The organism is Sorangium sp. So ce281 (assembly GCF_051527395.1).
Classification (GTDB): Bacteria; Myxococcota_A; Polyangia; order Polyangiales; family Polyangiaceae; genus Sorangium; species Sorangium cellulosum_B.
This window is the reverse complement of sequence record NZ_CP150322.1, coordinates 471,545-491,722: the sequence shown is the minus strand read 5'-3', so window position 1 is coordinate 491,722 and position 20,178 is coordinate 471,545. Positions and strand designations below refer to the sequence as shown.

16 protein-coding genes and 1 tRNA gene are annotated in these 20,178 nt (G+C 73.7%); 4 read left to right on the top strand and 13 right to left on the bottom strand.

Annotated features, from left to right (window positions below; genetic code table 11):
• Positions 1–16: 16 nt before the first annotated feature.
• Entirely contained in the window at positions 17–3,643 is a 3,627-nt protein-coding gene (locus WMF27_RS01815) for an AAA family ATPase (RefSeq protein WP_437761981.1), read from the top strand.
• A gap of 54 nt (positions 3,644–3,697) precedes the next feature.
• Here the strand turns inward: WMF27_RS01815 and WMF27_RS01810 are convergent, their stop codons facing one another.
• Together WMF27_RS01810 and WMF27_RS01805 are read right to left on the bottom strand one after the other, a co-directional pair.
• Positions 3,698–4,165 (bottom strand): hypothetical protein, encoded by a 468-nt coding sequence (locus tag WMF27_RS01810; protein ID WP_437761982.1) that lies wholly within the window; start codon positions 4,163–4,165, stop codon positions 3,698–3,700.
• Positions 4,162–4,524 carry a c-type cytochrome gene (locus WMF27_RS01805; protein WP_437761983.1) on the bottom strand — a complete coding sequence of 121 codons (363 nt, stop codon included), beginning with the start codon at positions 4,522–4,524 and terminating at the stop codon, positions 4,162–4,164. The genes WMF27_RS01810 and WMF27_RS01805 overlap by 4 nt, the downstream gene beginning before the upstream one ends.
• A gap of 690 nt (positions 4,525–5,214) precedes the next feature.
• Between WMF27_RS01805 and WMF27_RS01800 the strand changes: the two genes are divergently transcribed.
• Positions 5,215–5,415, top strand: a complete 201-nt coding sequence (locus WMF27_RS01800) for a hypothetical protein (RefSeq protein ID WP_437761984.1) — start codon at positions 5,215–5,217, stop codon at positions 5,413–5,415.
• Positions 5,416–5,576: 161 nt separating this feature from the next.
• On the opposite strand, the gene WMF27_RS01795 is transcribed toward WMF27_RS01800, so the two are convergent.
• The 11 genes from WMF27_RS01795 to acpS all read right to left on the bottom strand — a co-directional run bounded on the left by WMF27_RS01795 (position 5,577) and on the right by acpS (position 15,771).
• Positions 5,577–5,648: transfer RNA gene (locus tag WMF27_RS01795), tRNA-Cys, on the bottom strand.
• A gap of 280 nt (positions 5,649–5,928) precedes the next feature.
• Complete coding sequence (locus WMF27_RS01790; protein ID WP_437761985.1) at positions 5,929–6,729, bottom strand: hypothetical protein; 801 nt, start codon at positions 6,727–6,729, stop codon at positions 5,929–5,931.
• A gap of 245 nt (positions 6,730–6,974) precedes the next feature.
• Complete coding sequence (gene cysW / locus WMF27_RS01785; protein WP_437761986.1) at positions 6,975–7,880, bottom strand: sulfate ABC transporter permease subunit CysW; 906 nt, start codon at positions 7,878–7,880, stop codon at positions 6,975–6,977.
• The gene (gene cysT, locus WMF27_RS01780; protein ID WP_437761987.1) at positions 7,880–8,734 is read right to left on the bottom strand and encodes a sulfate ABC transporter permease subunit CysT; all 855 of its coding nucleotides are present in this window, start codon (positions 8,732–8,734) and stop codon (positions 7,880–7,882) included. Before cysT ends, cysW begins: the two co-directional genes overlap by 1 nt.
• Before the next feature lie 56 nt (positions 8,735–8,790).
• Positions 8,791–9,813: a sulfate ABC transporter substrate-binding protein gene (locus WMF27_RS01775; protein ID WP_437761988.1), complete on the bottom strand. Its 1,023-nt coding sequence runs from the start codon at positions 9,811–9,813 to the stop codon at positions 8,791–8,793.
• 29 nt (positions 9,814–9,842) lie between these two features.
• Entirely contained in the window at positions 9,843–10,166 is a 324-nt protein-coding gene (locus WMF27_RS01770; protein ID WP_012232960.1) for a DUF2325 domain-containing protein, read from the bottom strand.
• Between the two features lie 163 nt (positions 10,167–10,329).
• Positions 10,330–11,004: a helix-turn-helix domain-containing protein gene (locus WMF27_RS01765; RefSeq protein WP_437761989.1), complete on the bottom strand. Its 675-nt coding sequence runs from the start codon at positions 11,002–11,004 to the stop codon at positions 10,330–10,332.
• 59 nt (positions 11,005–11,063) lie between these two features.
• Positions 11,064–12,407 carry an NAD(P)/FAD-dependent oxidoreductase gene (locus WMF27_RS01760; RefSeq protein WP_437761990.1) on the bottom strand — a complete coding sequence of 448 codons (1,344 nt, stop codon included), beginning with the start codon at positions 12,405–12,407 and terminating at the stop codon, positions 11,064–11,066.
• Positions 12,408–12,511: 104 nt separating this feature from the next.
• Positions 12,512–13,195 (bottom strand): RNA polymerase sigma factor, encoded by a 684-nt coding sequence (locus WMF27_RS01755; protein ID WP_437761991.1) that lies wholly within the window; start codon positions 13,193–13,195, stop codon positions 12,512–12,514.
• Positions 13,196–13,453: 258 nt separating this feature from the next.
• Positions 13,454–15,250 (bottom strand): NAD(P)H-hydrate dehydratase, encoded by a 1,797-nt coding sequence (locus tag WMF27_RS01750; RefSeq protein ID WP_437761992.1) that lies wholly within the window; start codon positions 15,248–15,250, stop codon positions 13,454–13,456.
• A complete protein-coding gene (acpS, locus tag WMF27_RS01745) occupies positions 15,247–15,771 on the bottom strand; it encodes a holo-ACP synthase (RefSeq protein ID WP_437761993.1) in 525 nt (174 codons plus the stop codon). The genes WMF27_RS01750 and acpS overlap by 4 nt, the downstream gene beginning before the upstream one ends.
• A gap of 364 nt (positions 15,772–16,135) precedes the next feature.
• Here acpS and WMF27_RS01740 point away from each other — a divergent pair, with 364 nt between their 5' ends.
• Positions 16,136–17,863, top strand: coding sequence for an Eco57I restriction-modification methylase domain-containing protein (locus tag WMF27_RS01740; RefSeq protein WP_437943738.1), 1,728 nt, complete (start codon positions 16,136–16,138; stop codon positions 17,861–17,863).
• Between the two features lie 74 nt (positions 17,864–17,937).
• Complete coding sequence (locus tag WMF27_RS01735; protein WP_437943737.1) at positions 17,938–20,178, top strand: DUF4139 domain-containing protein; 2,241 nt, start codon at positions 17,938–17,940, stop codon at positions 20,176–20,178.

The following is a 20,178-nucleotide window of genomic DNA, read 5'->3' as shown; positions in this document are numbered from 1 at the left end:
CCACTACCCTGAGGCCGTGCACTTCACGATCCCGCTCTTCGAACGGCGGACGACGAACGTCGAGTGCGTGACGCTCGGCCTCGGCCCGAGCACGCGCTCGCGGGAGGGGCGGCACGCGGAGCGCGTCCGGCGCCTGCTCACCGACGAGCTCAGGCCCGTCTTCGAGAAGGCGCGCGCGGCCGAGCTCGCGCGCTTCGAGTTCCCCCGCGGCATCCGGCTCGAGAAGGTGCGCCTCGAGCTCACGCTCTCCGGCACCGCCGAGCGGCGCAAGGTGAGCGGGCTCTGTCCCGTCGTGATCGAGCCGCGCTGGGCGTCGGAGCAGGAGCGCGTCGTCTTCGCCTACCACCCCGCCCGCCAGGGCGAGGCCGCGCCGATCCGCGAGGATCTCCCGCTGGACGAGCAGCTCCGCGCGCTGTTCCAGGTCGCGTGGGCCGCGCTCGACGACGACGAGATCGCGCGGCTCTGGAGCCGGGGCAAGGAGCGCATCACGGCGCTGTCGTTCTCGTGCGCCCCGCGCTCGGCGCTCGCCGATCTGCCGGATCGACCGGGCGACGACGACACCGGCGCCGATCCGGCGTTCCGCTGGAAGAAGCGCCGGGGCCTCAAGGTCCTGCCGAGCCTCGGCGTGAGCCTCACGCAGCGCGCGGCCCAGGGCAACCTCGACGCGGGCGTGCCGCGATCGCCGCAGCGCGAGCAGCTCGCCTTGCTGCTCGGCGCGGGCAGGGCGCAGCCGGTCGTCGTCGTCGGCCCGCCGGGGTGCGGCAAGACGACCCTGATCCACCGGGCGGTGCACGATCTCCTCGCGGCCGACGGGTACGGCGCGCACAAGAACCTCGACCGCGTCCGCGACGTCGTCGCCGTGAGCGGCCGCAGGCTGATCGCCGGGATGAGCCACCTCGGCGACTGGGAGAAGCGGTGCGTCGAGCTCGTCGAGGACGCGCGCAGCCGCGGCGCGATCCTCGTGATCGACGACCTCCACCACTTCGGCCGGATCGGCAGGTCGCGCGAGAGCGAGCGCTCCCTCGCCGACTTCTTCCGCGGCCCGCTCTCCCGCCGCGAGATCGTGATGGTCGGCGAGTGCTCCCCCGAGGCGTTCCGCCTCCTCGAGCAGGAGTCCCCGTCGTTCGCGGCCCTGTTCACGCCGCTCTTCCTCCCCGAGGCGACGCCCTCCGAGACGTTCCGCCTCATGGTGCGGGAGGTCCGCGCGCTCGAGCAGCGCCACGCCGCCCGCGTGAGCCCGTACGTGCTGCGGACGATCCTCGACCTCGGCGGCTCGCTCCTCTCGGCGCAGGCGCTGCCGGGCAAGGCCGTCGACCTCCTGCGCGAGGTCGTCCGCGCGGGCGTGACGCCCTCGCCCTCCGGGGAGCCGGGGCCGGCGCGCGGCCACGCGCCGCGGCCGGTCGGCTCGCAGGACGTGCTGCGGCTCCTGTCGCAGAAGACCGGCGTACCGCGGCTCCTCCTCGGTGGCGACGAGCCGCTCGACGCCGGCGCGCTGGAGGAGGAGCTCGGCCGGCGGGTGATCGGCCAGCCGGAGGCCGTGCGCGCGGCGGCGGACCTCGTCGCGCGCATCAAGGCGGGCCTCGTGGATCCGCGGCGCCCGTACGGCGTGTACCTCTTCACCGGGCCGACGGGGACCGGCAAGACCGAGCTCGCCAGGTGCATGGCGGAGCTCATCTACGGCAGCGCGTCGCGCCTGCTCCGCTTCGACATGAGCGAGCAGAGCGGCCCGGACGCGCCGGCGCGGCTCGTCGGCGATCGCTACGCGCCCGACGGGCTCCTGACGCAGCGGGTGCGGGAGCAGCCGTTCTCGCTGGTGCTGCTCGACGAGATCGAGAAGGCGCACCCGTCGGTGCACGGCCTCTTGCTCCAGCTCTTCGAGGACGGGCGGCTCACGGACGCGGCGGCGAGGCCCGCGAACTTCCACCACGCGGTGGTGGTGATGACGTCCAACCTGGGCGCGCGGTCGCGGGCGCTGGTCGGCTTCGGCGGCGCGGGGCTGTCGGAGGCGCGGGCGCTCGCGATCGCGGAGGAGTCGGCCCAGGAGGTCGCGCGGGCGGTGCGCGACTTCTTCCCGCCGGAGCTGTTCAACCGGATCGATCGCGTCGTGCCGTTCCGGCCGCTGACGCCCGAGGTGGCGGTGCGGGTGGCCGAGAAGGAGCTCGACCGGCTGCTCGGCCGGCGCGGGCTCGCCGAGCGGAGCGTCTTCGTGCGCCGGGGCGCCGGCGTGGCCGAGCGGATCGCGCGCGAGGCGTTCGTGGCCGAGGACGGCGCCCGCTCGGTGAAACGGTTCATCGAGGACGAGATCGGATCGCTGCTGAGCGACGCGCTCACCCGCGGCGCGCCCGCCGCGATGCAGGTGATCCGCATCTTCACGACCGCGCGCGGCGACGGCGCCGCCGCGGCGGGCGAGGGCGCCGCGTCACCCGGGTCACCCGCGTCACCCGCGTTTGCGCTGCACCGCGAGGCGCTCGCGGAGGCCGAGCCCGCGGCCGCGGCGTGGGCCCTCGCGCCGCTCATGGCGAGGCCGCTCGGCGCGCTCACGGCGGAGCTCTCGCCGCTGCTCGAGTTCGTCGACGCGCTCGATCGGAGCGACGGCCTCGCGCGCCTCTCCGAGCGGATCCGCTACCACCTCGCGGAGCACGGCCGGACCGCCGCGGAGGGGCCCGAGGCGCACGAGCACGCCGAGGCGATCTACAACCTCGACGCCATGCGCGGCGCGATCCGGGCGTTCCGCGAGCGGATCGACCTCGTCCGGCGGCGGAGCGGCGACGACGACGAGCAGCAGCACCTCGACCTGGAGGTGCGGCGGTTCGGCTACGTGACGGTCGAGGACGAGTGGAGCCGCTCCCGGGTGCGCCTGTTCCACCGGCGCCAACTGCCGGGCCCGCTGCGCCGGCCGGCGAAGCAAGAGGTCCTGGAGTGCATCGCGGAGGGCCACGCGCTCCGGCGCGCGCTCCGGAAGGTGGACGAGCCGGGCCAGCACGCGGTCCTGATCGAGCTGCTCCGCGCGGCGCGCTTCGACGAGAGGCCGGCCGGCGCGCGCGACGAGCCCGAGGAGGGGCTCTTCGAGGCGCTCGCGCGCGCCTACGGCGAGGCGGGGGGCGAGGTGGAGGGGTGGGCGTGCGCGCCGCTCGGCAGCGCGTCCGACGGCGACGGGCGCGCGCGCGTGGTCGAGCAGGGCCGCGGGGCGGCGGGGCTCGAGGCGATGCTCGCCGCCCCCGGCCGCGGGGCGGAGCTCCTCGTCCTGAGCGTCGTGGGCCTGTGCGTGATGGACTTCTTCGAGCTCGAGACGGGCGCGCACGTCTGGACGTCGCTCTCGCGCGGCCCCGAGGTGGTGCGGGTGCGCGTCCTGCCGGCCCGGCCGGGCCTCTCGCCGGCGGGCGCGGTCCGGGAGCACCTCGACCTGCAGGCGGCGTTCGACGAGGCGGCGCGGCGCGGGCGCGCGCTCCCGCCGAACCCGGCCGAGCTCCTCCCGGTGGTGCGGCGGGTCCGGTTCGACCCGCCGCGCCGCCCGGGCGCGACCGCGCCGATCGAGATCGAGGACTACGTGATGGGGTACGCCGAGTCGTCGCTGGTGCGGAGCCTGTCGCAGGCGCTGGCCCCGCTGTGGCTGCTCCGGATGAGCCGGGAGGACGTCGCGTAGCCGGCCGCCCCGGGCTGCTGCCCCGGGGACGCGCCGGCGGCGGCGGACGGCCTCTCAGGGCAGCCGGAAGAGCGGGCGACCGTACGCCATGGAGGGCCAGGGAATGGCGGCGAGGATGACGAGCAGCGTGACGAGGACGCCGAGCGCCAGGCGCCGGTGCTGCGCGGTGGGGTCCGGGGCTCGCTTCGCCCGGGCCCAGGCGACGTGGGCGACCGCCACCGCCACGATCATGCCGAAGATGTGCTCGACGGCGAAGAAGCGCAGCGCCGCGATGGGCATGGCGGCCTTCAGCGCGGCCAGCGACGTGGGCCTGAGCGGGCTGAGCGCGGTGTAGAGCAAGACGCCGAGGAGGAGCTGGGCGTCGAGCGAACCGACGAACGCCGCGCCGACCTTGCGATCCGCCGCCGTCCAGGGCCCCCGCTGGGCCCAGCCGCGGACCGACCGCGCGAGCGCCAGGAGCCCGAGCAGCAGGACGACCCAGCGCAGCCACGAGTGCGCGACGAGGACGAACGAATAGATCATGGACCTTGCTTTCCGGCCGCGGTGCCGGCCTCGATGATGTACTGCGCGATGTCGGCGAGATCCGACTCCCGGACGCCGCGGAAGCTGGGCATCGGGGGGACGTCGGCGCGCTTTCGCCCCGGGGTCACGGCCCAGCGGACGATGCCCGCGGGATCGGTCCTGTAGAGCCCTGCGATCTCGCTGAGCGGAGGGCCGACCAGCTTGGCGCTGGGGGCGTGGCACGCCGCGCAGAGGGTGGAGAACAGGGCCTTGCCCTTCGCGGCCTGCGGCGAGAGCGCGACCGCCTCCTCGGCGGGGTCGGGCTTCTTGCACGCGGCCGCGAGCAGGAGCAGGGCGGCGAGGATCGGCGACCACTTCATGCGGGCGGGCCGGAACATAGCGCGCGGCGGCGCCGCGTGGGGCGGGCGTCGTGCGGCGAAAATCGCCAGGGCGCCGCGCGCCCGCGGCGAACGTCGCGTAGGCGGCCGCCATCTCGCGCGGCGTCACCTCGTAGGAGCCGAGCGCGAGGGACAGGTAGGCGCCGAGCTTCGACGTGATCCCGAGCTCGCGCGCCCACGCGACGACGGCCTCGGGGTCGCCCTCGAAGCGCACGCGCACATCCGCGCGCCGGAGCCAGCGGCGCCACCGCGGCGCCCGGATGGCGTGTTCCAGCCGCGCCACGGTATCACGAGGACGGGCGCCGCGGAGGGCGCCGGCCAGCCGCCCATCCATCGATGTTCCGCTCGCAGCTCATCCGCTTGTCCTCGAAGGAATTGCCCGCCAGCGGCCGCGCCGATCGCGACGAACGTCGTGCGAGGCACGCTGTCCTCGGGCCAGCGGCCGAGCCCTTCGATCGTGATGGGCCGCGCTGCCGATAGGCCATGGGGCACTGCCGCGCTCGCTGCGCGCCCCTCTCTCGCCGCTGTGCTCGAGCGCGAGGTCCGGACCGCGCGTGGCACCGCGTCTCCTGCTGGAGCGTGGCTGTGACCCGAGAGTGGGGCGCTGTCGGCTGCTTCCAGGCCTCGGATCTGAAGACCGAGGGCCGCCGCGACTGACAGGCTCTCCATCACGTGTTCACGTGGGGGGAGGAGCCGGAGCGGGAGAAGGCGTATGCGTGGGGGCTGCTCGCGCTCTACAATCCCTCGGCGACACCCAACGTGATGAATGACGGTCCGGTGCCGGACTCGATGGCTGCCATCGCGCTCCACGACATCCATGCGGACGAGGAGCTCTGCTTCGACCACGGCTACACCTGGTTCGCTCCTCGCTGAGGCGAGGACGCGAGCGCCGTGGCGGCGACCATACCGCTCCGGCTCACGTCGACGATGCCGGCGCGCTGGCAAGCGCCCGTCAGCCTCGCCGGCGCACCGCGCTCGCCTCGTGAGGCCGCGGCATCTCGGTCAACGCTCGGGCCGGACTGTCGTCGTTGCGGAGGTGAGGACGGGATTCGAACCCGCGTATAACGGTTTTGCAAACCGTTGCCTAACCACTTGGCTACCTCACCGACTGTTCGAAGCGGCGGGAGGTCATGCCTCATCTCTGCCCGGCTGTCAACGCCTTTGATACCCCGTCTACCTTCACGCGGCCGAGCCGCCCCTTCAGCCGGCGCTCCACCGCGCTCGTTCCGTCGTCGTTCCCCGCCGTCGTTCCCCGCCGTCGTTCCCGTCGTTCCCGTGGTTCCCCGTCGTCGTTCCGGCTTCCAGTTCCCTCCCGTCCCGATCCTGGAGCCGCCGGAGGGGGCTCCGGCGCCTCCCCTCCGCAGCCCTCCAGAACACCCGCGCCGCTTACTGCTCGCGCACGCCGCGCCGTGGCCTTCCCGCGCGCGGCACCCTCTCCCGCCCCCCCAGGGCTCGCCCGAGGTAGCTGGCCGCGTAGACCGCCCGCCGCGTCGCCTGGAGCAGCCCGCGCGGCACGATCCCCTTCCCCGTCTGGAACGGGTTGAAGCGGAGGGCGCGCTGGTCGATGTCCACCGGCTCGTACAGCTCCATATCGGCCACTGCCATCCACCGCGCGCGCGAGCCCGCTCGCCTCACCTCGAGGCGCAGCAGCGCGAGCCCCGCCGCAGCGGCGCGCTCCAGCTTCTCCACGCGGTTGCCTTTCACCACCGCCGCGCGCAGCGGCACCAGGCGGAACTCCGCGCGACCGAAGCCGGCCACGTCGAACCGCGCCAGCGGGTAGTAGTCGTTGTCCAGGAAGTCGTGCCTCTTCGTCGTGAAGACGGCGAACGGGAGCAGCAAGAGTCGGCGCGCGCTCACGAAGATGAGGTCCTGATCGCCGGCGCTCGCGGCCGGCGTCACCTCTTCGCTGGTCCGGAAGCGCACCGCGACCCCCAGCACGTCCGGACGGCGCTCGCCCTTGCCGCCCCGCCACCGCCATATCCCGCCCGAGAGCCGCACGAGCGCCGGCCCCGCCAGCCGCTGCGCCAGCGCGCCGACCTCGCCCTCCACCACGAGCGCCTTCACCCCCGCGCAGTAGACCACGCCGTCGGGATGGAACAGCCTCGCTCTCCGGATGAAGCTGCCCCCCAAGGCGATGGGAGACAGCGCTGCCCCGATCACACGCCCAACCGCTTCCAAGAACCGCATGGTGACCCCTCCCTCGAACCTGGAGCGCCGGGGGCCAATCGCAAGTTGGGCGCGCCCCGACAGCGCACCTCCCGCGGCGCTCACCCGCGGCGAAGCGCCGAGATCCGCTGTTCTCCGCGGGCCATCCGTTCTCCCGCGCGACGGCGATTCCAGGGAAGCGCCGTGTCCCCGGCGCTCCCTCTCGTACCGCTCGTGTCGAGCCCTCCAGCGGCCCTCGCTCCGTCGCGCGCGACGGAGCGCGCGCGTCACCCCGCGCCGGCCTTCGCCGCCGGGTCGATCTCCGGAGCGGCGTCTCGCTGCGCCCGGTGCTCGATAAGGCGCTTCGCCACGAGCGTCAGGAGCGCGAGCAGGACGAGCAACGAGGCGACCGCGAACGCCGCCGAGAAGTGGAACTCGTTGTAGAGCACCTCGACGTGCAGCGGCATGGTGTTGGTCTGCCCCCGGATATGCCCCGAGACGACCGACACCGCGCCGAACTCGCCCATCGCCCGCGCGTTGCAGAGCACCACGCCGTAGAGCAGGCCCCACTTCGCGTTGGGGAGGGTGATGCGGAAGAACATGCTCCACCCGCTCGCACCGAGCGACAGCGCCGCGTGCTCCTCGTCGGCCCCCTGGCTCTCCAGGAACGGGATGAGCTCGCGCGCGACGAACGGGAACGTCACGAACGTCGTCGCGAGGATGATCCCCGGACGATCGAAGATGACCCGGAGGTCGTGCTCGATGAGCCAGGGGCCGAACACCCCTTGCGCCCCGAAGAGCAGGACGAAGATCATGCCGGAGATCACCGGCGAGACCGCGAACGGCAGATCGATGAGCGTGACGAGGAGGCTCTTCCCCGTGAACTCGAAGCGCGCGATCGCCCAGGCCGCGGCCACGCCGAAGACGAGGTTGAGCGGCACGGCGACGACCGCGGTCGTGAGCGTCAGCTCGATGGCGGCGATGGCGTCCGGCGCGGTGATCGCCCGCCAGTACCCCGCGAGGCCGTCCTTCAACGCCTCGATGAACACCGCCACGACCGGCAGGAAGAGGAAGAACCCGAGGAACGCGAGCGCCCCCGCCGTCAGCGCCCAGCGCACCAGCGGGGGCTCGGACGTCGCGCCGCGCACCGCCCCGCGCGACCTGACCCGCAGCTTGCCGGCCGCGCCAGCCACTACGGCGCGACCCCGGGCGCTCTGGTCCCCGCGGGCCGCTCGGGCGCGGGCTGGGGCGCTTCGACAGCGCTCCGCGACGACCCGCGCGCGCCGCTCCAGGACTGGAGTCGGTTGATCAGGAAGAGGAGCACGAAGGAGCAGAGCAGCATCACGAGCGCGAGCGCCGTCGCGCCCGCGTAGTCGTACTGCTCGAGCTTGGTCATGATGACGAGCGGCGCGATCTCCGTCTTGAAGGGCATGTTCCCGGAGATGAACACGACCGACCCGTACTCGCCGAACGCCCTCGCGAACGACATCGCGAACCCCGTGAGGATCGATGGCCAGAGCGCGGGCAGGAGGATGCGACGGAAGATCTCGAAGCGGCCCGCGCCGAGCGACGCCGCCGCCTCTTCCTGGTCGGCCTCGAGCTCCTCCATCACCGGCTGGACGGTCCGCACGACGAACGGGAGCCCCACGAAGGTGAGCGCGATGACGACGCCCAGGCGGCTGAACGCGCTCTGGATCCCGAGCGGGTACAGAAACTGACCGACCCACCCCTGCTGCGCATAGATGGCCGTGAGCGCGATGCCGCCGACCGCCGTCGGGAGCGCGAAGGGCAGATCGACGAGCGCGTCGACGATCGACTTGCCCGGGAAGCTGTAGCGCACGAGCACCCACGCCACGAGGACGCCGAAGACCGCGTTGATGCCCGCCGCGATGAGCGACGCGGCAAAGCTCATCTTCAACGAGGCGACGGCGCGCGGCGAGGTCACCACCGCCCAGATCTCGGCGGGCTGGAGCGTCGCCGTCCTGAGGAAGATCATCGACAGCGGGACGAGCACGAGCAGCGACAGGTACGTTACCGTAATCCCCATCGTCAGCCCGAAGCCGGGCAGAACGCTCTGTCGCCGCCAGAGGAGAGCCACGAAGTCTACTTACCGGCCTGGTAGATCTGGTCGAAGACGCCGCCGTCGGAGAAATGCGCCTTCTGGGCTTTTTGCCACCCGCCGAAGACCTCGTCAATCGAGAAGAGCGCGACCTTCTGGAAGACACCCTCCGACTCGGCCGCCGCGAGGATCGCCGGGTTGCGCGGGCGGTAGAAGTGCTTCACCGCGATGCGCTGGCCGTCCTCCGTGGAGAGGAAGGCGAGGTACGCCTCCGCCGCCGCCCTCGTCCCGCGCCTGTCGACCACCTTGTCGACCACCGCGACAGGCGGCTCGGCGAGGATGCTGATCGACGGCACGATCACCTCGAACTTGTCCTTACCGCTCTGCTTCACCGCGAGCAGCGCCTCGTTCTCCCAGGCGATCAGGACGTCGCCGAGCCCACGCTCGACGAACGTCGTTGTCGAGCCGCGCGCCCCCGTGTCGAGGACGGGTACGTTCTTGAAGAGCCGGCCGACGAAATCCTTCGCCTTCGCCTCGTCGCCGCCTGCCCGCTTCAGCTCGTACCCCCACGCCGCGAGGTAGTTCCACCGCGCCCCGCCGGAGGTCTTCGGGTTCGGGGTGATGACCGCCACGCCCTCCTTCACGAGATCGTCCCAGTCCTTGATGCCCTTGGGGTTGCCCTTGCGCACCAGGAAGACAATGGTCGACGTGTAAGGAGCGCTGTTGTCCTTGAGGCGCGCCTGCCATCCCTCCTTGATCAGCCCGGCGGACGCGACCGCATCGACGTCGTAGGCGAGCGCGAGCGTGACCACGTCCGCCTCGAGCCCGTCGATCACCGACCGGCCCTGCTTGCCCGAGCCGCCGTGCGATTGCTTGACGGTGACGTCCTGTCCGCTCTGCTCCTTCCAGCGCTTCGCGAAGGCGGCGTTCACCTCTTCATAGAGCTCACGCGTGGGGTCGTACGAGACGTTCAGTATCTGCACCGACCCCGACTTCGAGGCGCCGGCCGCGTCGCCCTTCGAGCACGCCGAGAGCGCCAGCGCCAGCGCCCAACAGAGCATCGTCATCAAGCATCGCATCGATCGTCCCTACTCCCTTAGCCAGTGGCGAGATAACGCGATTCCCGCTGCGCCAGCGCGTCGAGCAGCTGCTGGAACCGCGAGGCGCCGCAGCGCCGGGCCATGAACGCCGCGCGGCCGAGCTTCTGGCAGAGCTTCTTGGCGAGGAGCACGCCGCCGTGGCTGTTCACGTCGGTCAGCACGATCACGAGATCGGCCCGCTCGATGGCCGCCCGCAGCTCGGCCGCCCCGCGGCCGCCCGTGTTGCCCGTGTGAAACTCCAGATGGTGCCCCGCCTGCAGCGCCATCCGCTCCAGCTGGGCCTGGTTGCGATCCAACCCACCAATCCAGGTGATCCGCATCGCTCCGCCTCCTTGCTCCTCGCAGCGGGTGACCGCCGTTATAACGGACATATCTCACGCTAAAGCAGAGGGCGCAAGGGAGATCTGCCAAAATAACGGAGGACATGTCTTGGATACCGGAGGGACACGAGGCCGGTGGGGTCCGGAAATGGGGCGGGGTTGCCTACCCGCGCGAGCCGTAGGTCATGACGAGGTACATGACGGCCTCGACGCTGCCCGGGTTGCGGTAGCTGTGCGGGCTGTCGGCCTCGAACAGGATGGCGTCGCCGGTCTCGATCAGGCGCCGCTCGCCGGCCACGGTGATCTCCACCGAGCCCTCGGTGACGATCAGGTTCTCCGCGGTGCCCGGGGCGTGCGCGTCGGCGTGCTCGACCGAGCGCGGCGCGAGGCGGAGCTCGTAGAACTCCACGTTGCGCGGCCGGTCCATCGGGAAGAGCGCCCGGGAAGAGAAGTCGCCGTTGCGCGAGCGCAGGATGCGCGCGTGCGAGGCCTGCATGACGGTCGTGACGGGCGAGGTCGCCTGGCTCATCAGCGCCGAGAAGGGGACCCCGAGGGCGCGCGCGATCTTCCAGAGGACGTTGATGGTCGGCGTGCTCTGGCCCAGCTCGATCTGCCCCAGCATCGCCCGGCTCACCCCGGACGCCTTCGCCAGGCGCTCGAGCGACAGGCCCCGCTCGGCCCGGAACCGCTTCAGGTTGGAGGCGACGACCGGCGTGAGGTCCGACGCGTCGTCGAACACCGGGTCGTCCCCGCCAGGCTCGCTCGCCGGGGGCGCGGGTGGGGACGGCGGCTCGGCGGCCGCCGATCGCGCGGGGGTCTGGGCTCTGCGTGCCTTCACTGGACGCGTATCCGCCATGGTGGAGGGCGCGCGTCAAGCGAGCGGGGGGAAGGGCGCGCTCAGGGGCCGCCGGAGACCGCCTCCGCGACCGGGCGCGCGGGCGACGGGCGACGCACCGAAGGCACGGGCGCCGCCAGGAGCACCGGCGAGGTATGGCCCGTGATGAGGCGGGCGCCGCGCTTGAAGGTGATGTACTGCCACATCCACGCGAACATGACGGTGAAGCGGTTCCTGAAGCCGATAAGGAACAGCACGTGGACGGCCAGCCAGGCGAGCCACGCGAGCGTGCCCGACATCTGCAGGCGCCCGACCTTCGCGATGGCGCGCGAGCGGCCGATGGTCGCCATCGTCCCCTTGTCGCGGTAGGCGAACTGCCCGCGCGGGCGGCCCTCGAGATCATCGAGGATGCAGCGCGCGACGAAGCGCCCCTCCTGGATCGCGGCGGGGCTGAGGCCGGGCACGTCGACGCCGTTCCGGTCGCGGAGCGTGGCCATGTCGCCGATCGCGAAGACGCTCGGGTGCCCGGGGAGGGAGCAGTCCGGCCCGACCTTCACGCGGCCGACGCGATCGAGCTCGACGCCGAGCGCGCGCGCGAGCGGGGTGCCGCGGACCCCCGCGGCCCAGATGACGGTCGCGGCGGGGAGGCGCTCGCCGTCCTCGAACAGCACGCCGTGCTCGTCGATGCTGCGGAAGCGGCGCCCCTTGATGACCTCGACCCCGAGGGACGTGAGCTGCTCCTCGGCGCTCGCCGAGAGGCTCTCCGGGAAGGCCTGGAGGATGCGGGCGCCGATCTCGACGAGCAGCACCCGCGAGAGCGAAGGCTCGAGGGAGCGGAAGTCGCGCGCGAGGATGTAGCGCGCGAGCTCGGCGAAGGCGCCGGCCATCTCGACGCCCGTGGCGCCGCCGCCGATGACGACGAACGTGAGCAGCCGCCGCCGCGCAGCGGGGTCCTCCTCGCGCTCGGCGGCCTCGAAGGCGAGCAGCATGCGCTCGCGGATGGTGAGCGCCTCGTCGAGGTTCTTGAGCGCCGGCGCGAACCGGGCCCACTCCTCGTGGCCAAAGTAGTTGTTCGTCGCGCCGACCGCGAGGATCAGGAAGTCGTAGTCCAGCGGGTCGCCGTCGACGGTGACGCGCCGGCCGGCGAGGTCCACGCCCGTCACCTCGCCGAGCAGGACCCGGACGTTGCGCTGGCGCGACAGGACCGATCGGATCGGGACCGCGATGTCGGCCGGCGAGAGGCTGGCCGTCGCCACCTGATAGAGCAGCGGCTGGAACAGGTGGTGATTGGTCCTGTCGACGAGGGTGACCCGGACGGGCGCGTCGCGGAGCGCCTTTGCCGCGTTCAGGCCGCCGAACCCTCCGCCGACGATCACGACGTGAGGCTCTCTCGCGGTCGTTGCCATGGTGCCTCCTGGCGAGGAACGCTTCCTCGGTGGCACGACGATGGTAGGGGGCGCGGATCACCGCGGCAAGCAGGCGCAGCGCGCGGGCGCGGCGCCGCGATCGCTCATGCTGCCGCGGCCTTCACGTCGCTCGCCGCCTCGGTCTTGCCGTCCGGCGCTTCGCCACGCAGCACCTCGGCGAGCAGCTTCCGGCCGCGGTGCAGGCGGCTCATGACGGTGCCGACCGGGACGCCCAGCCGCGTCGCTGCGTCCTTGTAAGACATCTCCTCGAGGTCCACGAGCACCAGGGTGTCACGGAAGGTCGGCGGGAGCGTCGCGAGCGCGCGCCGCACGCCGGGCGAGAGCGCGTGCATGTCGGCGCAGCGCTCCGGCGCCGTCCACGCGCACGGGTCGGTCGCGAGCACGTCGAGGGCGTTGCGCTCGCGGCGGCTGCGCCGGCAGCGGGTGATGAACACGCTGAAGAGGATCTGGTGCACCCACGCCCGCAGGTTGGTCCCGGGCTCGTAGCTCCCCGCGAACCGGATCGCGCGCTCCACCGTGTCCTGCACGAGGTCCTCGGCCGTCGCGGGCGTCCGGGAGAGCCGCAGCGCGCGGCCGAAGAGCTCCGGTGTCATTTCGACAAGGCCCCGGAGCAGCTCGTCGACCGCTCCCCGCGCGCCCTCTCCCGGCGCCGTCCGCGCCGCGCGCGCCACACCGAAGGACGGCCCGCGCCCGAGCGCGCGCGGCGCGCCGGGCGGCGGCGCTGGGTTCGAGGACCGGGCGGGGGCATGAGCGGCGTGGACGAGCATGGCGGGACCTCCTGCGTATCCGGCACTGGCAAGGCAGGTGCCACCGCGCGGACCTCGCGAAGGCCGCGGATCGCGCTGAACGGCGCGGGCGGAGGCACGCGGGCGCGTGTCAAATCGACAGCAGGGAGAGCGGGCGCGCCAGGGTGGCGAGCCGCCCCGCGGCGCGCCCGGCCCGGCGGCCCCACCCCCGCGGGCGCCGGGCGAGGCGTCCAGCCGAGCGGGCGCCGGGCGGGGCGTCCGGCGGAGCAGGCGCTCGCGTCACGTCGAGAGCGGGTCGCTCCCGGCGGCCAGCGCGGCGATCAGGCCCGGGACCAGCTCGGCGATCTCGCCCGCGAGCAGCCCCCGATCGCTGCCCGTCTGCGCGCGCCACACATCGCCGGCGAGCGCGTGGATCAGCACCCCGGCGCTCGCCGCGGCGGTGGGATCCATCGAGCACAGGAGGGCCGCGATCATCCCGGTCAGGACGTCGCCCGAGCCGGCGGTGGCGAGCGCGGGGTTGCCCGCCATGCAGATGAACATGCGGCCGTCCGGGAGCGCGATGATCGTGCGCGCCCCCTTGAGCACGACGATCGCCCGGGTGAGCGCCACGGCCTCGCGCACGGCGCCGAAGCGGTCCTCCTCGACGGCCCGGGCGCTCCGGCCCAGGAGCCGCCCGAGCTCGCCGGAGTGCGGCGTCATGATGAGGCTCCCGCGCGCGGTAGCGAGCGCCTCCGGGCGCCCCACGAAGTGCGTCAGGGCGTCCGCGTCGACGACCTTCAGGCCGTCCCAGCCGAGCACGACGTGATCCACCGCGGCCCGCGCCCGCTCGTCGAGGCCGAGGCCCGGGCCGATGGCGACCGCCCGCCGCCCGGCGAGCGCGCCGTCGAGCGACGCCGCGACGCGGGCCGGATCGATCGAGGTCGTCATCAGCTCCACGACGCGCGACTCCATCGCGCGCGCGGTGTCGGCCCAGGTGCAGATCGTCACGAGGCCCGCGCCCGTCCGCATCGCCGCGCGCGCGGTCAGCAGCGCGGCGCCGAGCTTGCCCGAGGAGCCGGCGATGACGAGCACGTTGCCCGCCTGGTGCTTGTAGACGCTCGCCTCGCGCGGGCGCAGCGACGAGCCGATCGTCTCCGTGCGGAGGACCTCCGCGACGTGGCCCACCTGGGCGAGGATCGGCCGGTCCGGGACCCCGAGATCGACGACGTGCACGTTGCCCGCGAGCCGCGCGCCCTCGGGCGTGAGCAGGCCGATCTTGAGGTGGCCGAAGGTGACGGTCTCGTCGGCCTGCACCGCGGCGCCGAGCGGCGCGCCGCTGTCGGCGTCGAGGCCCGAGGGCACGTCGAGCGCGATGCAGAGGCAGGTCGCCGTGTTGAGGACGCCGATGACGTCGGCGAGGTGGCCCTCGATGGGGCGGTCGAGGCCCGTGCCGAAGATCGCGTCGACGACGAGGTCGGCCCCCGCGAGCGCGACCTCGAGCGGGGCGAGGGAGGCGCCCGGGGGGAGCTCGGTCAGCGCGCCGCCGAGATCGACGTAGGCGTCGTGGTTGATGCGGCTATCGCCGGTGACCTTCTCGGACCGGGCGGCCAGGAAGACCTGGACCTCCGCGCCGCGGGCGAGGAGGTGGCGCGCCACGACGAAGCCGTCGCCGCCGTTGTTGCCGGCCCCGCAGACGACGACGACGCGGGCGTGGAGGGGGTACGTCGCGGGCTGCCCCGGGCTCGGGACGTGCCGCACCGGGAACGATCGGATGCGCGCGGCGCGGGCCTCCTCGGCGCCGCGGCGGCCGTTCGACGGCGGCGGGACGCTCCCGGGGCGGCCCCGGAGACCCGCCCCGGAGGGCAACGTCGCCGGCCAGAACGCCCGCGCGGGCGAAAGGCCGGACCCGAGCGGGTGCGGCGCGCGGAGCGCGGCGTCGCCGGGCTGCCCGGCGCTGCGCCCCTCGATGATCGCCGAGATCACGTCGGCGGCGCCGCGGCCGGCGTTCTCCATGAGGACCACGCCGGGGACGTGGCACTGGTGGATCGCGTGTTTGTCGAAGGCGCGCATCTGCGCGCGCGATAGGACCGGAATCACGAGCGCTCTTTCCCTTCGTCCAGGCTGGATCGGCTCTCGCCGTCCTCGTCCTCTTCGGTCGGAGATCGGCTCTCGCCGTCCTCGTCCTCTTCGGTCGGGGATCGGCGCTCGCCGTCCTCGCCTTCCTCGGTCGGGGATCGGCTCTCGCCGTCCCCTTCCAGGATAGCCACCGCCGCCGCCACGCCCGCATCATGCGTGATCGACAGGTGGACCCGCTGGACGCCCATGCGCTCGGCGAGCGCGCGCGCCGGGCCGTGGAGCGCCATCGTCGGCGGCATGCGCGGCGCGCCGCGCACCTCCAGGTGGTGCCAGCTGACGCCCGGCGCGCCGGCCATCGCCTTCACCACGGCCTCCTTCGCGGCGAAGCGGCCCGCGAGCGCCGTCGCCCGGTCCACGCGGTGCGCGAGCGAACGGCGCTCCGGCTCGGACAGCACCCGCTCCCAGAACCGCTCCCCCCATCGCGCGAGCGCCTCCTCCATGCGTCCGATGCCGCAGACGTCGATGCCGATGCCGAGGATCACGCGCCCCCCTCGCTCGGCCGAGCGTCCGGGCCGGCGGCCGGCGGCTGCACGGCGCCTCCGCAGGTGACGCTCGCCGCGAGGCGATTGGCGGGACGGACAGACACGGGGAAGGCCATGTGGCGACTCTACCCTATTCGACGGCGACGCCTCCTGAAACGCGATCCGCGCCTCGCCCCGAGCACAGACGCAGAAGCAGAGGCAGAAGCAGAAAGCGCGTCAACGGCGGCACGCGAGCGGGGAAGAGGCCCGGCGCGAGGCGGCCGGACGCGGCCTCGCGCGCCGCGCGGTCGCGGCGAGCGCAGCGAGCGCGGCCGTGGAGCGTCGCCCGCGCGCGCCGATCGCGGCTACCATGCTCGCGGCGCCAATGCAGACAGCCCTCGATCTGACGGTCATGCTCCCGCAGAGCGCCTACGATTACGGCGAGCGCTCGTCGGGCGAGGCCCACGGCGTGGTGCTGACCAAACCCCACGTCGTGAATCTCATCCTCGATCTCGCGGGCTACACCGCGGACCGGGATCTCGCGTCGCTGTCGCTGCTCGAGCCAGCCTGCGGCCACGGCGCGTTCCTGGTCCCCGCCGCCGAGCGGCTGATCCAGTCGGCGCGCCGCCACGATCGCGACCTCCTCGAGATCGAGCCGGCGATCCGGTCGTACGACGTCGAGCGAGATCACGTCGACCGCGCGCGCCTCGCGGTCGCCGGCGCCCTCGCGCGGCTCGGGCTGCCGCACGGCGACGCGACGCGCCTCTCGGGGGCCTGGATCGCCCACGGCGACTTCCTGCTCACCAGCCAGGGGCGCCGGTTCGACGCGGTGGTCGGCAACCCGCCCTATGTCAGGATCGAACAGCTCTCGCCCGAGCTCCAGGAGGAGTATCGACACCGGTACAGGTCGCTCTACGACCGCGCCGATCTCTACGTGGCGTTCATCGAGCGCGGCCTCGAGCTCCTCGCGCCCGGCGGGGTCCTCTCCTTCATCTGCGCCGACCGGTGGACCCTCAACCGGTACGGCGCGCCGCTCCGCCGGCTGCTGTCGAGGTGGTTCCGGGTGCGGTGCTACGTCGAGCTGCGCGGCGCGTCTCCCTTCGAGTCCGAGGTCGTCGCCTACCCGTCGATATTCGCCGTGTCGCCCGGCAAGACGGGGAGCGTCCCTGTCGCGACGCTGCGCACCGCCTCGCCGGAGGAGTGCGAGGCCGCGTCCGCCGCGCTTCAACGCGCGGAGGGACGGGCAGAGGGACGCGCGGAGGCGGGCGCGGCGGAGCGCGGCTCCGGCGTCGCCGTGTCGGAGTACGCTTCCTGGTTCGAGGGCGACGACCCGTGGGTGCTCGGCTCGCCAGAGCACCTCGAGGCCCTACGCGCGCTCGAGGCGCGGTTCGCGCCGATCGAGGAGGTCGGCGGGACGCGCGTCGGCATCGGCGTCGCCACCGGGAACGACAGGATCTACATCGTCGGCGAAGAGGTGGATATCGAGCGCGATCGCCTCGTGCCGATCGTCATGCGACACGATATCGAGGACGGCCGCATCCGCGACGCCAGGCGGTTCGTCATCAATCCCTTCGGATCCGACGGCAAGGTGGTCAATCTCGAGGAGTACCCCAGGCTCTCCGCGTACCTGCACGCGCACGAGGCCGAGATCAGGAGGCGCTACATCGCGCGGCGGGGCGGCGCTGGCTGGTTCCGCACCATCGATCGCGTGGCGCCGGGGCTGACCACCGCCCCGAAGCTGCTCGTCCCCGACATCGCGGGCTCCAACGAGGTGGTCTATGACGAGGGCAGGTTCTATCCGCACCACAATCTCTATTTCATCACCTCGGAGGGCTGGGACATGGAGGCCCTCGGCGGGCTGCTCGCCTCCAGGGTCGCCCTCTTCTTCGTGTGGTCCTATGCGGTCAAGATGCGCGGAGGCTACCTGCGCTTCCAGGCCCAGTACCTGCGGCGGATCCGCCTGCCCCCGCCGGAGAGCGTCGCGGAGGAGCTGATGCGCGATCTCCGCAGCTCCTTCCGGCGGCGCGACTTCGACAGGCTCGACGAGCTCGCGCTGCGCGCCTACGGCATCGACGCGCTGCCCGGGTTCGGCTTCCTCGACACGAGGAGATAGCCCGCTATCCGGGCCCACGCGCGGCGTGATACCGTCGCGCTCTCACGGGGTGCTCGCGGGCGAGGGGACGAGCGATGACGGCCGAGAAGATCGAGTGCGCTAGCCGTATCGAGGGGGTCGTCGTGTACGCGCGCGGGGCGATCGTCACCCGCCGCGTCGAGCTCGCGGCGCCGCTCCCCCGGGGGGCGGTCGAGATCTCGGTGCCGGGGATCACGCCGCTCGCCGAGCCCGGGAGCTTCCGCGCGCTCGTCGACGCCGCGGGCGGCGCCGCCGCAGGCGCCCCGGCGGCCTCCGGGCCCGCGCGCGACGTGCGCGACGTGCGCGACGTGATCGGCGTGCGCGCGCGGCTCGTCGTGCCCCCGGCGCCCGTCTCGAGGACGGCGCTCTCCGCCGAGCTCCGCGAGCTCGAGCTCGCGATCGCGCGCCTGTCGGCGGAGCGCGACCACCTCCGCCTCTGGCGCGACCAGCTCGGCGCCGTCGCGCTCGATCCGGAGCTCGCCCGGCGCTTCCGGCCGGGCGACCCGGCGGCCCGCATCCGCGACGCGCTCGCGGTGAGCCGCCTGCTCTCGGACGAGCTCGCCGCGCTCGACGCCCGCGCCGCCGCGCTCGACGCGGAGCTCGAGCGCGCCCGGAAGGATCTCCTCTGCGCCCAGCTCGACGCCGCCCAGGCGACGAGCGGCGAGGTCGAGGAGCGCGACCCGGCGCGCCTCGACGTGGTCGTGCGGCTCGCGCCGGAGCGCGGCGGCGCGGCCGGGGAGCCGGCGCTCCGGCTCGAGTACGCCGTGTTCGCCGCGCGCTGGTGGCCCGCCTACGCGGCGCGGTTCTCGCGCGGCGCGACCGAGGTCGCCTTGCAGCTCGACGCCCTCGTCGCGCAGGCCTCCGGCGAGGACTGGAAGGACGTGCGCCTCGCGCTCGCCACCGCCGATCTCGTGCAGGACACGCGGCTCCCGGAGCTCGCCTCGCTGCGGCTCAGCCGCGCGCAGCGCCCCCCGCGCCGCGGCTACCGCCCCGCGCCGGAGGGGCTCGACGCCATGTTCGAGGGGTTCGACCGCTTCGTCGCCGCCCTCCCCGAGCCGGCCGCGCGGACCACCGCGGCGCCTGGAAAGCTCCCGCCCGCGCGTGACGGCGACGAGGCCACGCGGAGCCTGGCCAGCCCGGAGCCCTTCGCGGCGCTGAAGAGGCCAGCGCCGCCTGCGCCGTCCGGCGCGGGCGCGCTGCCGCCCCCGGTGCAGGCCGCCGCGCCGATGGCGTTCGCCCCGCCGATGCCGCTCGCCGCGCCGGCGCGCAAGTCGCGCGGGCTGTCGCTCCCGTCGTTCGGCGGCGGCTACGGGGCGCCGCCCCCGCCGCCGGCTCCCCAGGCGAGCGCGCCCCCCGTCCCCCGGAGCGCCCTGGGCTCCGCGGCGAGCGTCGAGGCCAGCCTCGAGGAGGAATGGCTCGCTCCCGAGCAGGCGCTGGAGGGCGCCGGGGCCGCCCCGGCGCCGCTCGATCCCGCGCAGGTCGAGGAGTGGCTCGACTTCGACGCGCTGCACCTCCCCGGCGCGGGCAACCAGCGCGGCCGGCTCGCGCGCGACGAGCCCGGGCCCTCGCGGCGCACCGCGCGTCGGGCAGAGCAGGACATCGCGGACCTCGGCGCCCCGCCCCGGGCCGTGGATCCGCGCGACTCGCGCGGGCAGTTCGACCACCTCTACGTCGGCGAGAGCGCCGCCGACGTGCCGTCGAACGGCAGGCTCCACCGTGTCGCGCTGGGCGCCGCGCGCGCCCCCGCCGCGCCCCGGTTCGTGACCGCGCCCCGCGAGGCCGCCGAGGTCTACCGCGAGGCGCGCGTCGAGAACCCGTTCGACGCCCCGCTACTCGCGGGGCCGGTCGACATCTTCGTCGACGGCGCCCTCGCGGCGCAGTCCGCGCTCGGCCGCGTGGACCGGGGCGGCCTCCTCCGCGCCGGCCTCGGCGTCGAGGAGCGGATCCGGGTCGCCAGGAACGCGCGCGTGGACGAGTCGAGCGCCGGCCTGCTCGGCGGCTCGCTCGCCGTCGAGCACGCGGTCGTCATCGACCTCTCCTCGTCGCTCGGCATGGGCGTCGAGGTCGAGGTCCTCGACCGCATCCCGGTGACGGACGACAAGGACGTCGAGATCAAGCTCCTCTCGTCACAGCCAAAGGCCGAGCCGTACACCCAGGAGGAGCTCGGCGAGCCGGTGCGCGGCGGGCTGCGCTGGCGCGTCCCGATCGCGCCGGGTGGCAAGGCCTCCGTCGCCTTCACCTACCGCGTGGTGCTCTCGTCCAAGAACGAGATCGTAGGCGGTAACCGTCGGGAATAA

What these genes read in the sequence shown, in the direction of transcription:
- WMF27_RS01760 (WP_437761990.1), bottom strand. Translation starts at nt 12,407, where the DNA reads ATGGCAACGACCGCGAGAGAGCCTCACGTCGTGATCGTCGGCGGAGGG.
- cysT (WP_437761987.1), bottom strand. Translation starts at nt 8,734, where the DNA reads ATGGGGATTACGGTAACGTACCTGTCGCTGCTCGTGCTCGTCCCGCTG.
- WMF27_RS01735 (WP_437943737.1), top strand. Translation starts at nt 17,938, where the DNA reads ATGACGGCCGAGAAGATCGAGTGCGCTAGCCGTATCGAGGGGGTCGTC.
- WMF27_RS01775 (WP_437761988.1), bottom strand. Translation starts at nt 9,813, where the DNA reads ATGACGATGCTCTGTTGGGCGCTGGCGCTGGCGCTCTCGGCGTGCTCG.
- WMF27_RS01755 (WP_437761991.1), bottom strand. Translation starts at nt 13,195, where the DNA reads ATGCTCGTCCACGCCGCTCATGCCCCCGCCCGGTCCTCGAACCCAGCG.
- WMF27_RS01740 (WP_437943738.1), top strand. Translation starts at nt 16,136, where the DNA reads ATGCAGACAGCCCTCGATCTGACGGTCATGCTCCCGCAGAGCGCCTAC.
- WMF27_RS01810 (WP_437761982.1), bottom strand. Translation starts at nt 4,165, where the DNA reads ATGATCTATTCGTTCGTCCTCGTCGCGCACTCGTGGCTGCGCTGGGTC.
- WMF27_RS01805 (WP_437761983.1), bottom strand. Translation starts at nt 4,524, where the DNA reads ATGAAGTGGTCGCCGATCCTCGCCGCCCTGCTCCTGCTCGCGGCCGCG.
- WMF27_RS01790 (WP_437761985.1), bottom strand. Translation starts at nt 6,729, where the DNA reads ATGCGGTTCTTGGAAGCGGTTGGGCGTGTGATCGGGGCAGCGCTGTCT.
- WMF27_RS01770 (WP_012232960.1), bottom strand. Translation starts at nt 10,166, where the DNA reads ATGCGGATCACCTGGATTGGTGGGTTGGATCGCAACCAGGCCCAGCTG.